Origin of the sequence: Rhizobium sp. TH135, assembly GCF_002855515.1 — a bacterium.
In the GTDB taxonomy this organism is placed as follows: domain Bacteria; phylum Pseudomonadota; class Alphaproteobacteria; order Rhizobiales; family Rhizobiaceae; genus Allorhizobium.
In genome coordinates this window covers 324,316-341,463 of the sequence record NZ_PKRP01000002.1, presented here as the reverse complement: position 1 = coordinate 341,463, position 17,148 = coordinate 324,316, and the positions used below count along the sequence as shown (strand labels likewise).

Here is a 17,148-nt window from a genome sequence, read left to right as displayed (position 1 = left end):
AGGGGCGGTCTTGGACCGCCCCTTCTTGCATTTCGGCACAGGGGGATTGCGTTTCCGTTCGCCCGTCTAGGACCCGCCGGCTCCGACCTCGCGGGCATGATCGTCGATCGCCTTGCGCCGCTCAGCTGTTCCAGGATGCGTGGAAAGAAAGGTCGAGTCTCCGTCGAGCCCGAGTTTCTCCTCCAGCAGCGCGAAGAAGCGGCCGATGGCGCGCGGATCGCGTCCCGCCTTCGCCATCAGTTCCACCGAGATACGGTCTGCCTGGTTTTCCGCATCGCGCGAATGCGAAAGCGACATGAGAGCTGCACCATTGGTCAGGATATCCTCACCGGCCGCACCAACATCGCCTGCAATCAGCATGATCAGGCCGGCCATCCCGGCCGCCCGGTACAGCTGCCGAAGCGAATGCTCTTCCTCGACATGGCCGATCTCGTGGGCAAGAACCCCGATGATCATGTCCATGTCGCCATCCGCAAGCTCGATCAGCTCATCGGTGATCACAAGCGTGCCATCCGGCAAGGCGAAGGCGTTGGGTCCGATGACGCCGCCATGGCGGAAGTTCAGGTTGTAACCCGCGCGTCCGCGTGACGAGAGATCCGCGATCCCGTTGAAGGCCTCGCGGATTTCTGCCTGTCGGGCATCCGGCAGTTTGCTGTCGTCGAAAATTGCCTGATCGAGCGAGAGCAATGTGCCGCTCGCCATCCATTGGGTCACCGCTGGCGGTGTCACCAGGACGGCAACCTCGACCAGCGCCGGCACCGCATAACGATAGATCAGGCCGGCGAACAGGAAGACGGCAAGCACGAAGGCGATCAGCCGCGGATGAAAGCGCTCCAGTTCGTGGACGAAGCCGCTTTTCCCATGCCTTTTCAGCCAGAGATCGACGGCCTCGTTGTCTTCGGTCTCGAACATGGAGCCGTCGACAAAACTGATCCTGCGCGGAATGCGACCGACCCGGGCGGATATCTCCGTCCGGGCCAGATCTCCGATAGAGACCGGATCGCCCCCTGCAGCCAGCCGGACATAGAGCGTCTTGCTCTCGCCCAGCAGGACGGCTGGTTCCGCGCGGCTGGAGCCGGGCGGATGCCAGCGACCGGAGGCGATGCGCTTGTCGTCAGAAGCCAAAGTCGAATCCTTCGAGATCGAGATATTCTGCCGTCACGGCAGAACCGGAGGCCTGCATCGACGATACCACATCATCGAGTTCCCCATCGACCACGATGCCGGAATGCTCGATCACATAGCGATGTTCGCGAACCGCTGCCCAGGGGCGCATCAGGCTGAGGGTGAGGACCGTCACCACCAGGTTCGAGATGACGATCCAGAAGTAGCGCAGGCGTCCGAGATCGGAGAACAGGGTGTGGCGGCTATCGAAGCGGGTGGCGTTCATCACCACGTTGCGAACGCCGATGCGGTAGAAGATCGCGGCCACGCCCCAGAGTACGATCGCCGGGACCAGTGCGCCATAGATGCCGAGAATGAGATCCAGTTCCGGATCCATGCTGGTACCGGCACCTTCGACCGCGCTGTAGTAGGCCGCGATGCCGAGCAAGCCGCCGACCGCAGCACCAACCAGCATCAGCAGGAAGGCAGGCAACCAGACGCGGTAGAGCGCGCCGATCTTCGGATCGGTGTCGAACGCGCGGTCGCCATAGCGCAGGTTGTTGAAGATGTAGCGATAGAGCCAGCGGCTGGCGAAGGGTGCGAGAATGCCGAGCGAGAAAAAGGACACGAGACCGCCGACGATGATCGCGAAGAAGGCACCGCCGGTCTTGCCGACGAAGTCGAAGCGAATGTTCCGGTAGCTGGTGACGCGTGCGTTGAAGCGCAGGCTGCGCATGACGATCCACGGCAGGAGGACCAGCATCAGCAGCGCCAGGATACCGCCGATGATCGGGCTGAAGGTCAGAAGCAGATTGTAGGCGACGATGTAGCCGAAGACGATGGCACGGCCGATGAAGATCTGCAGGCCACGGGCGTGGTAGTCGAAGGAGTGACCGTCAATGAACGAGTTTCCGTAGAAATAGCGATTGCGCCGGACCTTGGCCCAGGCCGAATAAATGCCGACCGTAATGATGGTCAGCAGGATGTTGACGATCCAGATGCCGAAATACTCACCGGCGCTGCCACGAAACTCGCCGCGACGCAAATTGGCCGCGCGGCCAAAAACTGCCTCTTGCATGAAATGTCCCTCATGAAATCAAAACCGGCACGTCGCTATCCCCCGCGACGCGCGCCTGAACATTGATCATGAGACCACCACGCACTCAAGTGCGCTAGGACACTTCGGACGCCTGCAGGCTTCAGGTTTCGGCGATCTCGATGCACCACCATTTCGGCCGGCCACCCTTGTAGGAATGATAGGCGGGTTTGAGATCGGCGGCGCTTGTCCGATCGAAGACACCCAGCAGGAGCGCGACCGTGGGCTGGTCATCGATAGCGCCGAGCGAGGAGCCACACGTGCCGCAAAAGGCGCGCGACGAGATGTCGGATGAGCGCCAGGTGGCAGGCTCCCCTGAAGGCCCGATCCAGCGGACGGCCTCGCGCGGGAATTCGACCCAGCTGGCCGTCAGGCTTCCGGTGTGACGCTGGCACATCTTGCAGGAACAGGTGTGTGGTCTGGCAGCCGGCGCATCGGCTTCGAAGCGAACCGCTCCGCAGAGACAGCCTCCGGTGTGGATCTTCTTTTTCGGCATGGTCAGCCCTCCCGACAGCAAAGCTATCAAGTGGCAACAGGCTGACAAGAGAACGCCACCCCGTCTTTCGACGGAGTGGCGCAAATGTGATCGAACGGGTGGTTCGCTTACTTCATCGTCGGCATGACGAATTCGGCACCGTCCTTGATGCCCGACGGCCAACGGCTGGTGACCGTCTTGGTGCGGGTCCAGAACTTGATGGAGTCCGTGCCGTGCTGGTTCAAGTCACCGAAGGACGAGGACTTCCAGCCACCGAAGGAGTGGTAGGCGAGCGGAACCGGGATCGGCACGTTGATGCCGACCATGCCGATGTTGATACGGCTGGCGAAGTCACGGGCAGCGTCACCGTCGCGGGTGTAGATCGCAACGCCATTGCCGTATTCATGCTTCATCGGCAGGTCGAGGGCTTCTTCATAGGTCTTGGCGCGAACGACCGAGAGGACCGGGCCGAAGATTTCGGTCTTGTAGATGTCCATATCCGGCGTGACGTGGTCGAAGAGGCAGCCGCCGACGAAGTAGCCGTTCTCGTAGCCCTGGAGCTTGAAGTCGCGGCCATCGACCACGAGCTTGGCGCCGGCTTCGACGCCGCTATCGATCAGGCCCTTGATGCGGGCCTGGGCTTCCTTGGTGACGACGGGGCCGAGATCGGCCTTGTCATCGGTGTAAGGGCCGATGCGCAGGCTTTCCACCATCGGGGTCAGCTTCTCGATCAGGCGGTTGGCGGTTTCTTCACCGACCGGAACAGCGACCGAGATCGCCATGCACCGCTCGCCGGCAGAGCCGTAGCCGGCACCCATCAGCGCCTGGGCGGCCTGATCGAGGTCGGCATCCGGCATGATGATCATGTGGTTCTTCGCACCGCCGAAGCACTGGGCGCGCTTACCGTTCATCGCTGCCGTGCCATAGACGTAACGGGCGATCGGGGTCGAGCCGACGAAGGAGACGGCCGAGATGTCAGGATGGGTCAGGATACCGTCGACGGCCGACTTGTCACCATTGACGACGTTGAGGATGCCCGCGGGAAGGCCTGCCTCGATCATCAATTCGGCGAGACGGATCGGAACGGACGGATCGCGCTCCGAAGGCTTCAGGATGAAGGCGTTGCCGCAGGCGATTGCCGGGGCAAACATCCACATCGGGATCATGGCCGGGAAGTTGAACGGCGTGATGCCGGCGCCGATGCCGACAGCCTGGCGGATCGAATACATGTCGATGTTCGGGCCGGCGCCTTCGGTGAACTCGCTCTTCGACAGATGCGGAATGCCGATAACGAATTCGCAGACTTCAAGGCCGCGGACGATATCGCCCTTAGCGTCTTCAATGGTCTTGCCGTGTTCGCGCGAAAGCGTCTCGGCAAGGCTGTCCATGTTGTCGTTCAAGAGCTGGACGAACTTCATGAAGACGCGGGCGCGGCGCTGGGGATTGGTGGCGGCCCACTTGGCTTGTGCGGCCTTGGCATTCTCGACGGCAGCGTTCAGTTCCTCGGCGCTGGCGAGCGAGACTTCGCCCTGCACTTCGCCGGTGGCCGGGTTGTAGATCGGCTGCTTGCGACCCGAGGTGCCGGCGACATGCTTGCCGCCGATGAAATGACCTACCTGATACATGGGTATCCTCCTGGATTGTTATGGAGGCAGTATGCGCTTTGATTTCTACAAATCAACGCGATGATTTACGCATCTGTTGTGCGCAGATTGAAGCAAGGTGGTTTTCTTATTTCCACAGAGAGGCCTCGATAAGTGCACGGTGTGCCGAGATTCCGGCCATCACGCCCGATGCGCTGGCGAGCGTTGCATTGTGCATGGGACTTGCCGCGTCGCCGGCTGCAAACACGCCGGGCTCACTGGTGCAGCCCATCTGCACCTTGATGTGAAAGCCTTGTGGCCCCTCTTCCAATTCCAGGCCGAGCTTCGATGCCAGCGGCGAGGCGATGGACACCTTTGATTGGGCAAAGAGGGCGTGGACTTCCACAATGCGTCCGTCAGCCAGGCGAACGGCTTCAAGCCCCTGCCCTTCGCCGATCAGTTCCACGACGCGTTCGGTCTCGATCGTGGCACCTCGGGCGGCGAGCATGGCCTGTTGTTCTTCGTCGAAGGTGACCCCGGGTTCGACAAACATGGTCGTGCGGCCCCAATCCGGCAGGATGCTGCCCTGATGGGCCGCAAGCGGCGACGAGGCGAGGATGCCGATCGGGCCGCCGCCGATCTCGTAGCCATGGCAGTAAGGGCAATGCAGGACTGTGCGACCCCAGCGCTCGGTCAGGCCCGGGATGGGCGGGAGCGTATCAGTGACACCGAGAGCGAGCACGAGAACCTGCGCCTCAATGACATGGCCATCGGCCAGGCCGACCCTGAACCCGCCCAGGCACCGCTCGGCGCTCTCCGCCTCTCCTTCCAGAAGGGTGAAGTTTGGATAGCGGGAAAGCTGCTCCAAAGCCCGGCGGCGGATCTCTGAAGGCGCCACTCCGTCCTGTCCGAGGAAGCCATGCGAGGCTTCGGCAAAACGATTGCGCGGGCGCGCCGCATCGATGAGCAGGATGTTGCGGCGGGTGCGGGTGAGCTGCATGGCGGCCGAGAGACCGGCGAAACTTCCACCCACGACGACGGCATCATACTTCACGGCAGACCCTTTCATGTAACTTTTGATGTTATGTATCTTATTAAGTTACGTGAACCTTCGCCGTCAAGTGATGTAACTTGACTTGTTGCATGACGATGGCTCCGCTACGGATCAGTCAACAGTGGAGGAAACGCCGATGCGCGGGGATAGCCGCCTGTCCCGCATGCTGCATGTGCTGATCCATCTCGGACGCCGCAAGGAAGCGGCAACGTCCGAGATGATCGCCAAGATGCTCAACACCAATCCGGTGGTCGTTCGCCGGACTATGGCGGGTTTGCGCGAACGCGGTTATGTGCAATCCGAGAAGGGACATGGCGGCGGCTGGAAGCTCACCAGGAGCCTGGACAAGATCAGTCTGCTCGATGTCTATGAAGCGCTGGAGCGGCCGGAACTCTTCTGCCTCGTCAGCGCGTCCGACCATCCCGGCTGCCTTGTGGAGCTATCGGTCAACGAGGCCCTCGAGGACGCCCGGCGAGAGGCCGAGGCGCTGTTGCTCTCGCGTTTCGCGACGCTCAAGCTCTCTGATATCGCCAGCGATTTCGACAGACGGATGGACATGCTGGGATTGAGCAACGGCGCACATGGCTTCGACACATGATGCCTGGAGATGCGGAACGGAGGAGGCCTTGGCATGAACTGGGATGACGTTCGCATCTTTCTGGCTGTCGCGCGCACGGGCCAGATTCTGGCCGCCTCAAGACGTCTGGGCCTCAACCACGCCACGCTGTCGCGCCGGCTGACGGCGCTGGAAACGGCGCTGAAGACACGCCTCTTCATCCGCCGCACGAATGGCTGCGAACTGACCGCCGAGGGCGAAGCCTTTCTCGCCTCCGCCGAGCGCATGGAAACGGAAATGCTGGAGGTGCAGGCCAGGCTTGGGCGCACCGATACGCAAGTTGCCGGTACGGTGCGCATCGGCGCCCCCGATGGTTTCGGCGTCTTCTTCCTCGCCTCGCGGCTGGGCGCGCTGATCGAGCGGCATCCGGAACTGAAGATCCAGCTTGTGCCGGTGCCGCGCTCGTTTTCGCTATCACAGCGCGAGGCGGATATTGCCGTGACGCTGGAGCGGCCGGGTCAGGGGCGGCTCGTTTCGTCGAAGCTTGTCGACTACACGCTCGGCCTCTATGCCTCGAAAGGTTATGTCGAAGCGCATGGCTTGCCGACGACGCCGGAGGAGCTCAAGGCCCATCGACGGATCGGCTATGTGGAGGACCTGATCTTCACCCCCTCGCTGAACTTCACCGGCGAGGTGATGCGCGATTGGAATGCGGGTTTCGAAATCTCGTCTGCGATCGGCCAGACGGAGGCGGTGCTGGCGGGTGCGGGCATCGGGATCCTGCACAGCTATATCGCGCGGCAGCACGAGAGCCTTGTGCGCGTCCTGCCTGATATCACGCTCCGGCGGGCCTACTGGACGACCTTCCATGAAAGCGCGCGGGAACTTGTGCGCGTTCGGGCGGTCGTGCAGTTCCTGCAGGATGCCGTCGAGCAGGATCGGGCGATCTTCAGCTGATGCAGCTGGACAATGCGCGGAGCGCGTTTTGAGGACGCTTTTCCGTCACGATCGACGCAGATAGACTGCACCGGTCTCATCACCCATGGATACTGACATGCGCCAGCCCTTGCTTCATCTCGGCCTTCCCGCCTTTCTGCTCGCACTTCTCTCGGCACTTCCCGCCCAGGCCCATGTGATGGACGGGCCGCTCGGCGGGTTCGGCTCGGGCTTCGGCCATCCCCTCGCCGGTTTTGACCATCTGCTTGCGATGCTCGCCGTCGGTCTCTGGGGCGCGCAGATGGGCGGGCGGTCGGTCTGGACGCTGCCGGCGACCTTCCCGATGATCATGTGCGTGGGCGGGATCATCGGCATGACCGGCGTCCTGCCGGACCAGCCGATCGAATACGGCATTGCCGTTTCGGTCATCGTTCTCGGTGGTGCGATTGCGGCGGCCTGGCGAGCGCCGGAATGGGCGGCGCTGGTGCTGATTGCAGCCTTTGCGCTGATGCATGGCTATCCACACGGCGTCCTGGCACCCCGCGCCAGCGACCCGGCCGCCTTTACCGTCGGCTTCGTGGTCTCGACCGGCGTGATCCACGTGATCGGGATTGCGATCGGCGCGGCGCTGAAGCCAATCGGCGGCGGACGGCTGGTCCAGGCGCTGGGCGCTGCCATCTCGCTTGCCGGCTTCTGGTTCCTGTTTGGGCTCGTGACGGGCTAAACCAGCTCCCGGCCCTGCAGACCAAGCGTTTTGCTGCATCGCGATAGCACGGTTTCTGTTGACAAACCGGGCTCAAACCGCACAAACGACGGCACCGGCTGCGACCGTTTCATCGGCGTGGCCAGCGCAACCGTGAACAGCTCAGGCACAGGCTCTCCATGACCACGAATACCGCACTTCTCGACTTCCAGATCGTTCCGAATGCCTCGCCCATGCCGGAAGCCGAGCGGCTCGCGGCTTTTGAAAACCTGGGCTTTGGAACGCTGTTCACCGACCACATGGCGGTCGTGCATTGGCATGTCGACAAGGGCTGGCACAGCCCGGAGGTTTCCGCCCGCAAGCCGTTCCAGGTCGATCCGGCCGCAAGCGTCCTGCACTATGCCCAGGAAATCTTCGAAGGCATGAAGGCCTACAAGGCTGCCGATGGCCGCATCACGCTCTTCCGCCCGGAAGAAAATGCCCGCCGCTTCAACAAGTCGGCCGAGCGCATGGCGATGCCTGATGTGCCGGAAGAGCTGTTCCTCAAGGCAGTCGAAGAACTGGTGAAGATCGACGCCAAGTGGGTTCCGGAAGGCGAAGGCAGCCTTTATCTGCGTCCCTTCATGTTTGCGAGCGAAGCATTCCTCGGCGTTCGCCCGTCGCGCGAATACATCTTCTGCGTCATCGCCTCGCCTGTCGGCCCCTATTTCAAGGGCGGCAGCAAGCCGGTCACGCTGTGGGTCAGCGAGCACTACACGCGCGCTGCTCCCGGTGGCACGGGTGCGGCCAAGTGCGGCGGTAACTACGCAGCCAGCCTTCTCGCCCAGAAGGAAGCCGCCAGCCGTGGATGCGACCAGGTCGTCTTCCTCGATGCCGCCGAGCACAAGTGGATCGAGGAACTGGGCGGTATGAACGTGTTCTTCGTCATGGACGACAACACCGTGGTCACGCCGCCGCTCTCTGGCACCATTCTGCCCGGCATCACGCGCAACTCGATCATCAAGCTTGCCAATGACAATGGGCTGAAGGTTGTCGAGCGCCCCTATTCCTTCGACGAATGGATGGCGGATGCCCGCAGCGGCAAGCTGCGTGAGGCCTTTGCCTGCGGCACGGCTGCCGTCGTCGCCGCGATCGGCACCGTGCGCCATCCGGGCGGCGAATTCGTCATCGGCAATGCCGGCACCGGGATCGAAACGGAAAAGCTGCGCAACCAGCTCACCGGCATCCAGCGCGGCTCAGTTGCCGATGCCCATGGCTGGGTGAAGGAAGTCACGCGGGTCTGAGACCTCTAGAGCGTCCTCGAAGTTTGAACCCCGCCACGGTCCCGTGGCGGGGTTTTTCGTTTGCTGGAGACAACGACGTTCTAGAAAATGGAACGTTGACCGGCGAACAATGAATTTTTCAATCTCGATCCGATGCGACACATGGCGGATGTGACGGGGAAACGAGGAAACGGGATAAAGGATGTGAAGACCAGTTCGGGCATGGAGCTTCCAAGGCGGGTGGCCATGGCAACGATGCATGGCAAGGAGCAGGTGTTGAAACTGCCCTTGGCTGCCATCGGCATAGAGCTCATCCTGCCGTCGAGCCTCGACACGGACCAGTTCGGCACCTTCACCCGCGATCGCCCCCGCGCCGGCTCAATGCTGGAGGCGGCGAGAGCCAAGGCGCAGGCCGCGATGCAGGAAACGGGGCTTCAGGCGGCAATCGCCAGCGAAGGCGCTTACGGGCCGCACCCGACCATCCCGTTTCTCGCGGCTGGCCGCGAGTTGATCCTGTTTGTCGATCGCGAGCAGGGTTACGAGATCGCCGAAATGGCGATCGACGACCGTCCGACCTTCGGCCATTGCCAGGCCGCCTCGATTGCGGATGCCCGGGCCTTCCTCGCACGGATCGCCTATCCGGGACAGGGAGTGATCGTCGCGCCTGTGGGCCGGCTGGCCGAGCCGGTGGCAAAGGGCATCCGCGACGACCTAGAACTGCAGGCTTCGATCTCGGCGGCTGTCACGCTCTCCGATCAGGGCATGGCGCATATCGAAACCGACATGCGCGCCTTCATGAACCCACGCCGTAGGGAGGTGATCGGCGCGCTTGGTGCGCAGTTGGCATCTCGACTGGCCACACCTTGCGCCACCTGCTGCCATCCGGGCTGGGGCAAGGTTAGGACCGAATATGGCCTGCCCTGCAGCCTCTGCGGTAGCCCGACCGCCCTGCCTCGCCGCGATGTCTATGGCTGCGTCTCCTGCGATGCGGAGGAGAAACAAGAGCTTTCCCAGGGCGCCTTCGCCGACCCCACCTACTGTCCGCTCTGCAATCCCTGACGGGGATCATTCCTACACTGCTGAATCCTTGGGGAAATATGTCAACCGAAGTTGACAATCAAATTTGCCTTTTATTAAGTTCTAATGAAGCCGAGTCCTTGTTGCCCACCGTGTCGCAGTCGCATGCATGACGCATAAACCTTGCACCGATGGAGCTCCCCTTGCAGGCAGATCAACACGCCCAACCACCGTGTTCCCTCAACTTCTTTCCACTGATGCACCGGAAGGATCTGGTGCATCAGGCCGCACGGGCGCTGGATCGCCTGAATGGGGCAAGCGCCGACCGCTACTGGATATCCCTATGCCGTTCGCTCGGCGCCGAGTTGACATCGCTCGGCTGTCCGCATGAACGCGCTGGAGGGGAAATCCTGGCGTTCCAGGAGGCTGTTCTGACAGCCCTCGTGGCGATGAACCGAGACAACCGGTCTTCGGCAATCATGCAGGCATGAGGGTGGTGAGCTGTGGCGCGAGCCGCTGCATGACGGCGGCAGATCTGGCGTTGCGAATTCGGGCGCCGATCTGACCGTCTTCAGACCAGATGACTTCGCCATGCAAGACGCCGAAAGCGTTGCCATGGAGGATGAAAGCTTCGGCCTCCTCCAGCCTTAGGCCGTCACTGAGGACTAGTCGCAAGCCGGTTTGGCTCCAGTCGGATATGGATGCCTGGAAATGGCACCCGTACATCAGCACCAGGGCGTCCATCTCGCAAAGCGAACGCTGCTCGTTTCGACGCTCCATCGGCTCTCCCATTGTTCGGGATAGTCAGAGCATCAAACGGGGCTGCCAGAAAGCGGGAAGTGCCGGAACCCTTGTTTTCGGGTAAACGCAAAGGATCGAATTTTAATCGATCGTCGCGCCGCAGCGCTGCCAAAGCACGCAATTGCGGGTATAGGCCAATGACATATCTGGACTTTGGGAGAGAATGGTACGGTTGGGGGGTCTCGAACCTCCGACCTCAGGTGCCACAAACCTGCGCTCTAACCAACTGAGCTACAACCGCACATGACCGCGTCGCTGACGCCGTCGAGGGGTCACATACGAGCAGATGGATTTTTTTTCAAGCCCTTTCTGCGCATTGCGTGAAAAGGCTCGGGATAAGAAAAAGGCCGGGCTATGCGCCCGGCCCAAGATCCTTGGGAGGATTTCTGAAGTCGCGTCAGGCGATCAGGCAACCTTGAGCGAGGACATGACCTTTTCGGCGGCTTCCTTGCCCGGCTTGGTCATCGTGTCGGCAACCTTCTTGGCGGTTTCCTGGATGGCCTTGGCCTGTTCGATCGTCACTTCAGCCTGCTTGCGGATGAAAGCGGTCTGCAGCTCGACGAGCTCGGCAACCGACTTCACTCCGAGAAGCGCTTCCATGTGGGAGAGCGAAAGATCAGCATTGGTGCGCATGGCGTCGATGGCCTTGAGGCCGAGTTCGACGGTGCCGGCCTGAGCCGTCTGGACGGTGGCTTCCACGGTCTTCGTGGCTTCTTCCGTGGCAGACTTCATCTTGGCATAGGCTTCCTTCGACTGGGCTGCACCCTTTTCGGCGAAGTCACGGAAGCTTTCCTGCATCTTCGAAGGATCGAAGGAGGAGAAAGAGAAGATATCCTTGGTGTTCATGGCGCATTTCCTCTTGTCGCGGGATCCTTGGTGACCCCTCATGTTTCATTCATGAACCCTATATAGCACCGGATATTGTGCATTGCAATATCATTGTGCACTGCACAATTAGATTTTCTGCATGTTGATAATCCGGCCGGATTAACCTTACCAACCGAAAGGCGCCCCACTTTCTGGACCCAAAGGCACTGCCTAGCTATTAAAAATCTGTTAATTTGCTTGCAGGCCATGAAGTGACAGGTCCCGAAATGCCCGCTCAATATCCGTTTATCGACGTCGCCGTGCACGACCTCATACGACCGCGCCTGGCGCGCGGCGAGGCGCTCGTGCTGTTTGCGCCGCGTCTGGAGCGGGTGCTCTGGTGCAATGGCGCGGGTGCGCGCTTCTTCGGCGCCCCGTCCATCTACGACTTTCTCGAGGAAGGTCCCAATCGTGGCGACATCACCTTCCGGCAAATCGAGACAGCGACCCAGCAGCTGGTGGCGGTAGGCGATACGCGCAGCCTGATGCTGCGCATCAGCTCCGGTTTCCAGAAAGTGCCGGTGACGGCGGTCGCGGAATGCGTGGAAATCCGCAAGGGCGAACCGACGATCCTGCTTGCCGTGCCGCCGCTCAAGCGCACCGATGGCAGCTTGCGCCAGCTTGCTCTCGAATTGATGAGCGGCTTCGACGATCCCGATACGCATATGGCCGTCCTCGACGGAGACGGCGGTCTGGTCGCGAGCTCCGAAGGCTTTGCCGGTCTCGGCATTACGCCTCAGACGGCGCGCATGCTGGTGAACCTTGTCGAAGCCGATGCCGACCGGCTGGTGAAGCGTCCGATCCCGACGGGCCGCGGCTATCTGCCCGCCGCGATCGGCAAGATCGCCGATGAACCCGGCCTGCACCTCCTGTTCACGGTCGAGACGATCCTCGGCCAGATGGACCCGAGCGACGATTTTTCGAACGACGCGGATGAAGACCTTCCGATCGCAGTGGCCGAGCCGGTTCGCGCCGACGATACGGTTGCGGATGACGTCAGCGCGCCGTCGGCCGGCGATCTCGACATACAGTCTGCCGATGAGACCGAAGCGGAAGCTCCGGCCCATGCCGAAGACATGCCCTCGCCTGCTGTGCCGTTCGAGAGCGTGATGGCGGCGATCGGTGACATCGAGGAAATCGAGGCCGGAACGGACGATCTGGACGAGATCGACGTCGCCGATGATGATGCGTCGGAAGACGATATCGCGCCGGAAGAGGCTGATGATGTCGTCGAGCCGGAGCCTGAGAGCGCGGCGGTCGAGACGGTGGAGAGCCCCGAGACGCTGGACGAGGAGGCATCCGTTCCTGTTGAGATCGTGGCAGAGGAACCCGCTCCTGTCGTCGAGCCGGTGCAGGCTCCTCGCCTGTCGGCTCCCCCAGTAACGCCTGCACCTGTTGCAGAGCCAGAGCGTTTCATCTTCAGCCAGGACCGCCGCGCGACACGTTTCGTCTGGAAAATCGATTCGGAAGGCCGCTTCAGCGAGGTCTCCTCCGAGTTTGCCCAGGCCGTCGGCCCGCGTGCAGCCGATATCAACGGTGTTGCCTTCTCGGATCTCGCCGCTCTCTTCAACCTTGATCCCGAGGGCAAGATCGGCGAGTTGTTGAAGAAGCGTGACACGTGGTCGGGCAAGACGATCTACTGGCCGGTCGAGGGAACGACGCTTGTGGTTCCGGTCGATCTCGCGGCCCTTCCGACCTATACGCGCAATCGCGATTTTGACGGTTTCCGTGGCTTCGGCATCGTGCGCGTCGCGGATGCGCAGGAGGATCCCGATGCGATCGGCATGACCTTCGTCGAGTCTGAGGTTTCGGCGGACGCATTCTCCGACGAGCCGCCTTTGACCGACAGTGAACGGGCCGAAGAGCTGGCCGAATTCTTGAGCGAGCTCAGCGAAGGCGAGAACCATCCGCCGGAAGACTTCGTCGAGGAACAGGTTGCAGAAGCGGGTGAGCAGAGGCTTGAAGCTCTGGCAGACGACGCGGAAGACAGCGGCGACGACCAGGCGCCTGAGGCTGAAGACGACATCGAAGCCGCGCCGACGCACCAGATCGACGAACCCGCGCCGAGGCCTGCCGGCTTCGAGCCGCCGGTGCTCCGGGTCATGGAACCGCGCAAGCCTGCTATGCCGGACAAGGTTGTGCAATTGCAGGATCATCGTCAGCGCCAGCGCGACAGCCTGACGCCGGGTGAGCAGGCTGCCTTCCAGGAGATCGCGCGCAAGCTCGATCCGCTGGGGCTCCGCGCCAAGGTGGAACAGTCGCTGACGGCGTCGGAACCACCTGTCTTGCGCACTGAGGCGTCCGCTCCGGTCGTGAAGGCACCCGAACCGCCGGCCACGCCTGCAGCCCCGATTGCCGCAGTCGAGCCGCCGTTGCCGGAACCGCAGATTGAGCGTCCGACGGGCAAGCGCGAGCGTAGCCTGACGGCCGAGATCATCGACCTGATGCCCGTGGCGCTGCTCGTCCATGTCGGCGACCGGCTGATCCATGCCAATCCGGAATTCTTCAACCTCACCGGCTATAAGACCCTTGCCGAGCTCGAAGAGGCCGGTGGTCTCGACACGCTGATCCAGCGCCGTGATCTCGAAACACCCGGCGACGAGGCCGGCCAGGTCGTGGCGCTCTGTGCCGATGATCGCCTGTTGCCGGTCACTGCACGGCTGCAGTCGGTGCGGTTCGAGGAAACGAGCGCGCTGATGCTGGCGCTGATCGCCCAGCCGGAACTGCAGACGCAACCGGAGCCGGATGCCGAGCCGGCAGTGGTCACACCAGCGCCTGTCGCGGCACCGGTCCAGACGGTAGAAGTCACCCGCCTCAAGGTGGAAGTGGACGAGCTGCGCTCGATCCTGGAGACGGCGACCGATGGCGTCGTGATCCTGGATGCAGACGGCGATATCCGTTCGATGAACCGGGCGGCAAGCGCGCTGTTCAACTTCGACGACATGGAAACGCGCGGCAAGCCCTTCGTCATGCTCTTTGCCCATGAAAGCCAGAAGTCGATCCTCGACTATCTAAATGGGCTTTCCGGTCATGGCGTTGCGAGCGTCTTGAACGACGGGCGCGAAGTGATCGGCCGTGAGGCCTCCGGGGGCTTCCTGCCGCTGTTCATGACGATCGGGCGCCTCAACTCGTCGAACGGTTACTGCGCCGTCATCCGTGACATCACCCAGTGGAAGCGCACGGAAGAAGAGCTGCGCAACGCCAAGCGGGCGGCCGAGACGGCAAACGCGCACAAGACCGACTTCCTTGCCCGTGTCAGCCACGAGATCCGCACGCCGCTCAACGCGATTATCGGCTTTGCCGACATGATGGCGAACGAGCATTTCGGCCCGGTCGGCCATCCGCGCTACGGCGAATATGCCCATGACATCGTGCGCTCGGGCCGCCATGTGCTCGACATCGTCAACGACCTCCTGGACATCTCGAAGATCGAAGCCGGCGAGATGGAGCTCGACTTCTCCTCCGTGGGCTTGAACGAGATGGTGCAGGCGGCAGTCTCGATCGTGCAGCCGCAGGCAAACAGCCAGCGGGTGATCATCCGGACAGCCTTGTCGCAGGCCGTTCCGAACGTCGTGGCAGATGGCCGTTCGATCAAGCAGATCGTGCTCAACATTCTGGCCAACGCGATCCGTTTCACGCCGTCCGGCGGGCAGATCATCGTGTCGTCGGCCTATGAACCGAATGGCAGCGTGGTTCTGCGCATCCGTGATACCGGCATCGGCATGTCGCGCAGCGAGCTGGAGCAGGCGATGAAGCCGTTCCGCCAGGTCTCGACCGGCACGCCGCGCAATCGTGGCGACGGCACGGGTCTTGGCCTGCCGCTCACCAAGGCCATGGTCGATGCGAACCGGGCACAGTTTGCGATCTCCTCGACGCCGAACGAAGGCACATTGGTCGAGGTGACTTTCCCCTCGCCGCGCGTGCTGGCCGATTGAGGTCCGTGCGGGCGGCGCTTAGCAGGCCTCGCGCGGCATGGTGATTTCGAAGGCGGCACCGTTTAGGTATGCTTGATCAAGTCGGATCGTCGCTCCGTGGGCGGCAAGCACTGCCTCGACGATGCGGAGCCCCATGCCCGTTCCGCCCTCCTCTGCGCGGGTTGTAAACAAGGGGCGGAAGATGACGTCTGCGGTCTCCATGGGAATGCCGGATCCGTTGTCTTCTATCCGGAGATGAAGTCCGCCCGCGTCTTCGCTCAGCGTAAGTGTCACGCGTGTCGCGCCGTGCTGGAGCGCGTTTTCCGCCAGGTTCGCCAAGGCGATCGTCGTTGCCTCAACCGGCAAGGGGACCGATCTTGGCGCGGCTCCGTCGTTGACAATCTGCAGATCCGGGAAACGCCCGGCGAGTGTCGTGACGACGCCAGAAAGCTGCGAACTGCCGCCGGCAACGGGCGTTTCGGCATGGGCGAGCTCGCGCAGGCGGATCAGCAAACGGTCAAGGCGGCGGGCGTCGGAGACGATGTTGTCGAGAAACAGGCGTCGCTGCGCGGGCGTCATCGGCTCGCTGTCCGTCTCGCTCTCCCGCAACAGTTCTGCCGCACCGGCGATGGCGGTCAGCGGCGACTTCAGCTCATGGGAGACATGGGCGGCGAAGGTTCGGACATAGTCCGTTCGCTCCACCAGATCGCAAGCGAGATCGAAAATGCCCTGGGAAAGTGTGGCAACCTCGCGGGTGCCATAACTTTCGAGCGGGCGGATGGCTTCGCGGCCATCGAGAGCGATCTCCCGGCTGCGCGCCACGAGGGCATCGAGCGGTGCCTTGATGGCCCGGACGAGCACGTAGCCAATGACCACGGTGAAGGCGAGGACGACACAAAGGGCTCCGAGCTCCGTGATGCTCAAAGGTTTCACATCGAGTGCCGCCGGGCGAAACCAGGCCAGCAGGAGGACGGGAAGAGCCATCACCGTCAACAGGACGGAATAGATGACGAGTGCCAGCGGCGGGCGCCATTTGGGAGTGATGATCAGGCGTGATGTCATGATGCGGCACCGGCCTGGTGAAAGCGGAAGCCGACCCCGTGAACGGTCGCAATGACCGGCTGGGCGGAGACTTCGGCGGCCTTGGCGCGGATGTTGCGGATGTGGCTGTCAATGGTGCGGTCGGAGACATGGACGCCGGGATCGTAGGCAGCCTGCATCAGCTGCTCGCGGGTGAAGACCATGGCAGGCCTGGTCATAAGGGCGTCGAGGATGGCGAACTCCAGCGCCGTCACCTGGAGAGCGCAGCCGGCCAGGTGGACCGTTCGTCCTGCCCGATCGAGCACCACTTCGCCGACAGTCAGTGTCGCCGAGGCATCGGCGGCGCCATTGCCCGTCCCGGTGCGCTTGAGAATAGCCCTGATGCGGGCGATCAGTTCGCGCGGGCTGAAGGGCTTCGTCACGTAATCATCGCCGCCCATTTCGAGACCGAGGATGCGATCGATCTCCTCGTCGCGCGCCGACAGGAAAAGGATCGGCAAGGCGGAGGTCTTGCGAATTTCGCGGCAGACCTCCAAGCCGTCGATATCAGGGAGACCAACGTCGAGCACGACGAGATCGGGGCGGGCGCGACGAAAGGCCGTGAGGGCTTCCTGGCCCGACCGGCCGACGACCGGCCGCATACCGGCCCGCTCAATGGCAAAGCAGATGACATCGCGGATATGCGGCTCGTCGTCGACCACCAGTATCTGCTGCATGTCTCTGCCCCTCCGCCGCGCCT

At 62.4% G+C, this 17,148-nt stretch carries 16 protein-coding genes and 1 tRNA gene; 7 read left to right on the top strand and 10 right to left on the bottom strand.

The window, feature by feature from the left end; genetic code table 11:
* Positions 1 to 66: 66 nt before the first annotated feature.
* The 5 genes from C0V73_RS06685 to C0V73_RS06665 all read right to left on the bottom strand — a co-directional run bounded on the left by C0V73_RS06685 (position 67) and on the right by C0V73_RS06665 (position 5,312).
* Positions 67 to 1,125 carry a M48 family metallopeptidase gene (locus tag C0V73_RS06685; protein ID WP_102019224.1) on the bottom strand — a complete coding sequence of 353 codons (1,059 nt, stop codon included), beginning with the start codon at positions 1,123 to 1,125 and terminating at the stop codon, positions 67 to 69.
* On the bottom strand, positions 1,115 to 2,182 hold the full coding sequence (locus C0V73_RS06680) for a DUF898 family protein (RefSeq protein ID WP_102019223.1): 1,068 nt from the start codon (positions 2,180 to 2,182) through the stop codon (positions 1,115 to 1,117). The genes C0V73_RS06685 and C0V73_RS06680 overlap by 11 nt, the downstream gene beginning before the upstream one ends.
* Positions 2,183 to 2,303: 121 nt before the next feature.
* Positions 2,304 to 2,696, bottom strand: coding sequence for a GFA family protein (locus tag C0V73_RS06675; RefSeq protein ID WP_102019222.1), 393 nt, complete (start codon positions 2,694 to 2,696; stop codon positions 2,304 to 2,306).
* Between the two features lie 107 nt (positions 2,697 to 2,803).
* Positions 2,804 to 4,300: a CoA-acylating methylmalonate-semialdehyde dehydrogenase gene (locus C0V73_RS06670; protein WP_102019221.1), complete on the bottom strand. Its 1,497-nt coding sequence runs from the start codon at positions 4,298 to 4,300 to the stop codon at positions 2,804 to 2,806.
* A gap of 106 nt (positions 4,301 to 4,406) precedes the next feature.
* A complete protein-coding gene (locus C0V73_RS06665) occupies positions 4,407 to 5,312 on the bottom strand; it encodes an NAD(P)/FAD-dependent oxidoreductase (RefSeq protein WP_102019617.1) in 906 nt (301 codons plus the stop codon).
* A gap of 136 nt (positions 5,313 to 5,448) precedes the next feature.
* On the opposite strand from C0V73_RS06665, the gene C0V73_RS06660 reads away from it, so the two are divergent.
* The 6 genes from C0V73_RS06660 (at position 5,449) to C0V73_RS06635 (ending at position 10,277) form a co-directional block, all read left to right on the top strand.
* Complete coding sequence (locus C0V73_RS06660; RefSeq protein ID WP_102019220.1) at positions 5,449 to 5,910, top strand: Rrf2 family transcriptional regulator; 462 nt, start codon at positions 5,449 to 5,451, stop codon at positions 5,908 to 5,910.
* Positions 5,911 to 5,943: 33 nt separating this feature from the next.
* Complete coding sequence (locus C0V73_RS06655; protein WP_102019219.1) at positions 5,944 to 6,825, top strand: LysR family transcriptional regulator; 882 nt, start codon at positions 5,944 to 5,946, stop codon at positions 6,823 to 6,825.
* A 97-nt stretch (positions 6,826 to 6,922) separates the two neighbouring features.
* A complete protein-coding gene (locus C0V73_RS06650) occupies positions 6,923 to 7,528 on the top strand; it encodes a HupE/UreJ family protein (RefSeq protein WP_102019218.1) in 606 nt (201 codons plus the stop codon).
* 158 nt (positions 7,529 to 7,686) lie between these two features.
* Positions 7,687 to 8,790, top strand: a complete 1,104-nt coding sequence (locus C0V73_RS06645; RefSeq protein WP_102019217.1) for a branched-chain amino acid aminotransferase — start codon at positions 7,687 to 7,689, stop codon at positions 8,788 to 8,790.
* 183 nt (positions 8,791 to 8,973) lie between these two features.
* The gene (locus tag C0V73_RS06640; RefSeq protein ID WP_143708312.1) at positions 8,974 to 9,828 is read left to right on the top strand and encodes a DUF6671 family protein; all 855 of its coding nucleotides are present in this window, start codon (positions 8,974 to 8,976) and stop codon (positions 9,826 to 9,828) included.
* A gap of 149 nt (positions 9,829 to 9,977) precedes the next feature.
* Entirely contained in the window at positions 9,978 to 10,277 is a 300-nt protein-coding gene (locus tag C0V73_RS06635) for a DUF6074 family protein (RefSeq protein ID WP_102019215.1), read from the top strand.
* Here the strand turns inward: C0V73_RS06635 and C0V73_RS06630 are convergent.
* From C0V73_RS06630 to C0V73_RS06620, 3 genes are all read right to left on the bottom strand, one after another.
* A complete protein-coding gene (locus C0V73_RS06630; RefSeq protein ID WP_172450081.1) occupies positions 10,264 to 10,566 on the bottom strand; it encodes a PilZ domain-containing protein in 303 nt (100 codons plus the stop codon). The two genes, C0V73_RS06635 and C0V73_RS06630, sit on opposite strands and share 14 nt — an antisense overlap.
* A 185-nt stretch (positions 10,567 to 10,751) precedes the next feature.
* Positions 10,752 to 10,828, bottom strand: a tRNA-His gene (locus C0V73_RS06625).
* A 164-nt stretch (positions 10,829 to 10,992) separates the two neighbouring features.
* Complete coding sequence (locus C0V73_RS06620) at positions 10,993 to 11,433, bottom strand: phasin (RefSeq protein WP_102019213.1); 441 nt, start codon at positions 11,431 to 11,433, stop codon at positions 10,993 to 10,995.
* A gap of 248 nt (positions 11,434 to 11,681) precedes the next feature.
* On the opposite strand from C0V73_RS06620, the gene C0V73_RS06615 reads away from it, so the two are divergent.
* Entirely contained in the window at positions 11,682 to 15,389 is a 3,708-nt protein-coding gene (locus tag C0V73_RS06615) for an ATP-binding protein (protein WP_102019212.1), read from the top strand.
* Positions 15,390 to 15,407: 18 nt separating this feature from the next.
* On the opposite strand, the gene C0V73_RS06610 is transcribed toward C0V73_RS06615, so the two are convergent.
* Both C0V73_RS06610 and C0V73_RS06605 read right to left on the bottom strand, forming a co-directional pair.
* A complete protein-coding gene (locus tag C0V73_RS06610) occupies positions 15,408 to 16,430 on the bottom strand; it encodes a HAMP domain-containing sensor histidine kinase (RefSeq protein ID WP_102019211.1) in 1,023 nt (340 codons plus the stop codon).
* On the bottom strand, positions 16,427 to 17,125 hold the full coding sequence (locus tag C0V73_RS06605) for a response regulator transcription factor (RefSeq protein WP_102019210.1): 699 nt from the start codon (positions 17,123 to 17,125) through the stop codon (positions 16,427 to 16,429). The genes C0V73_RS06610 and C0V73_RS06605 overlap by 4 nt, the downstream gene beginning before the upstream one ends.
* Between the last annotated feature and the right edge of the window lie 23 nt (positions 17,126 to 17,148).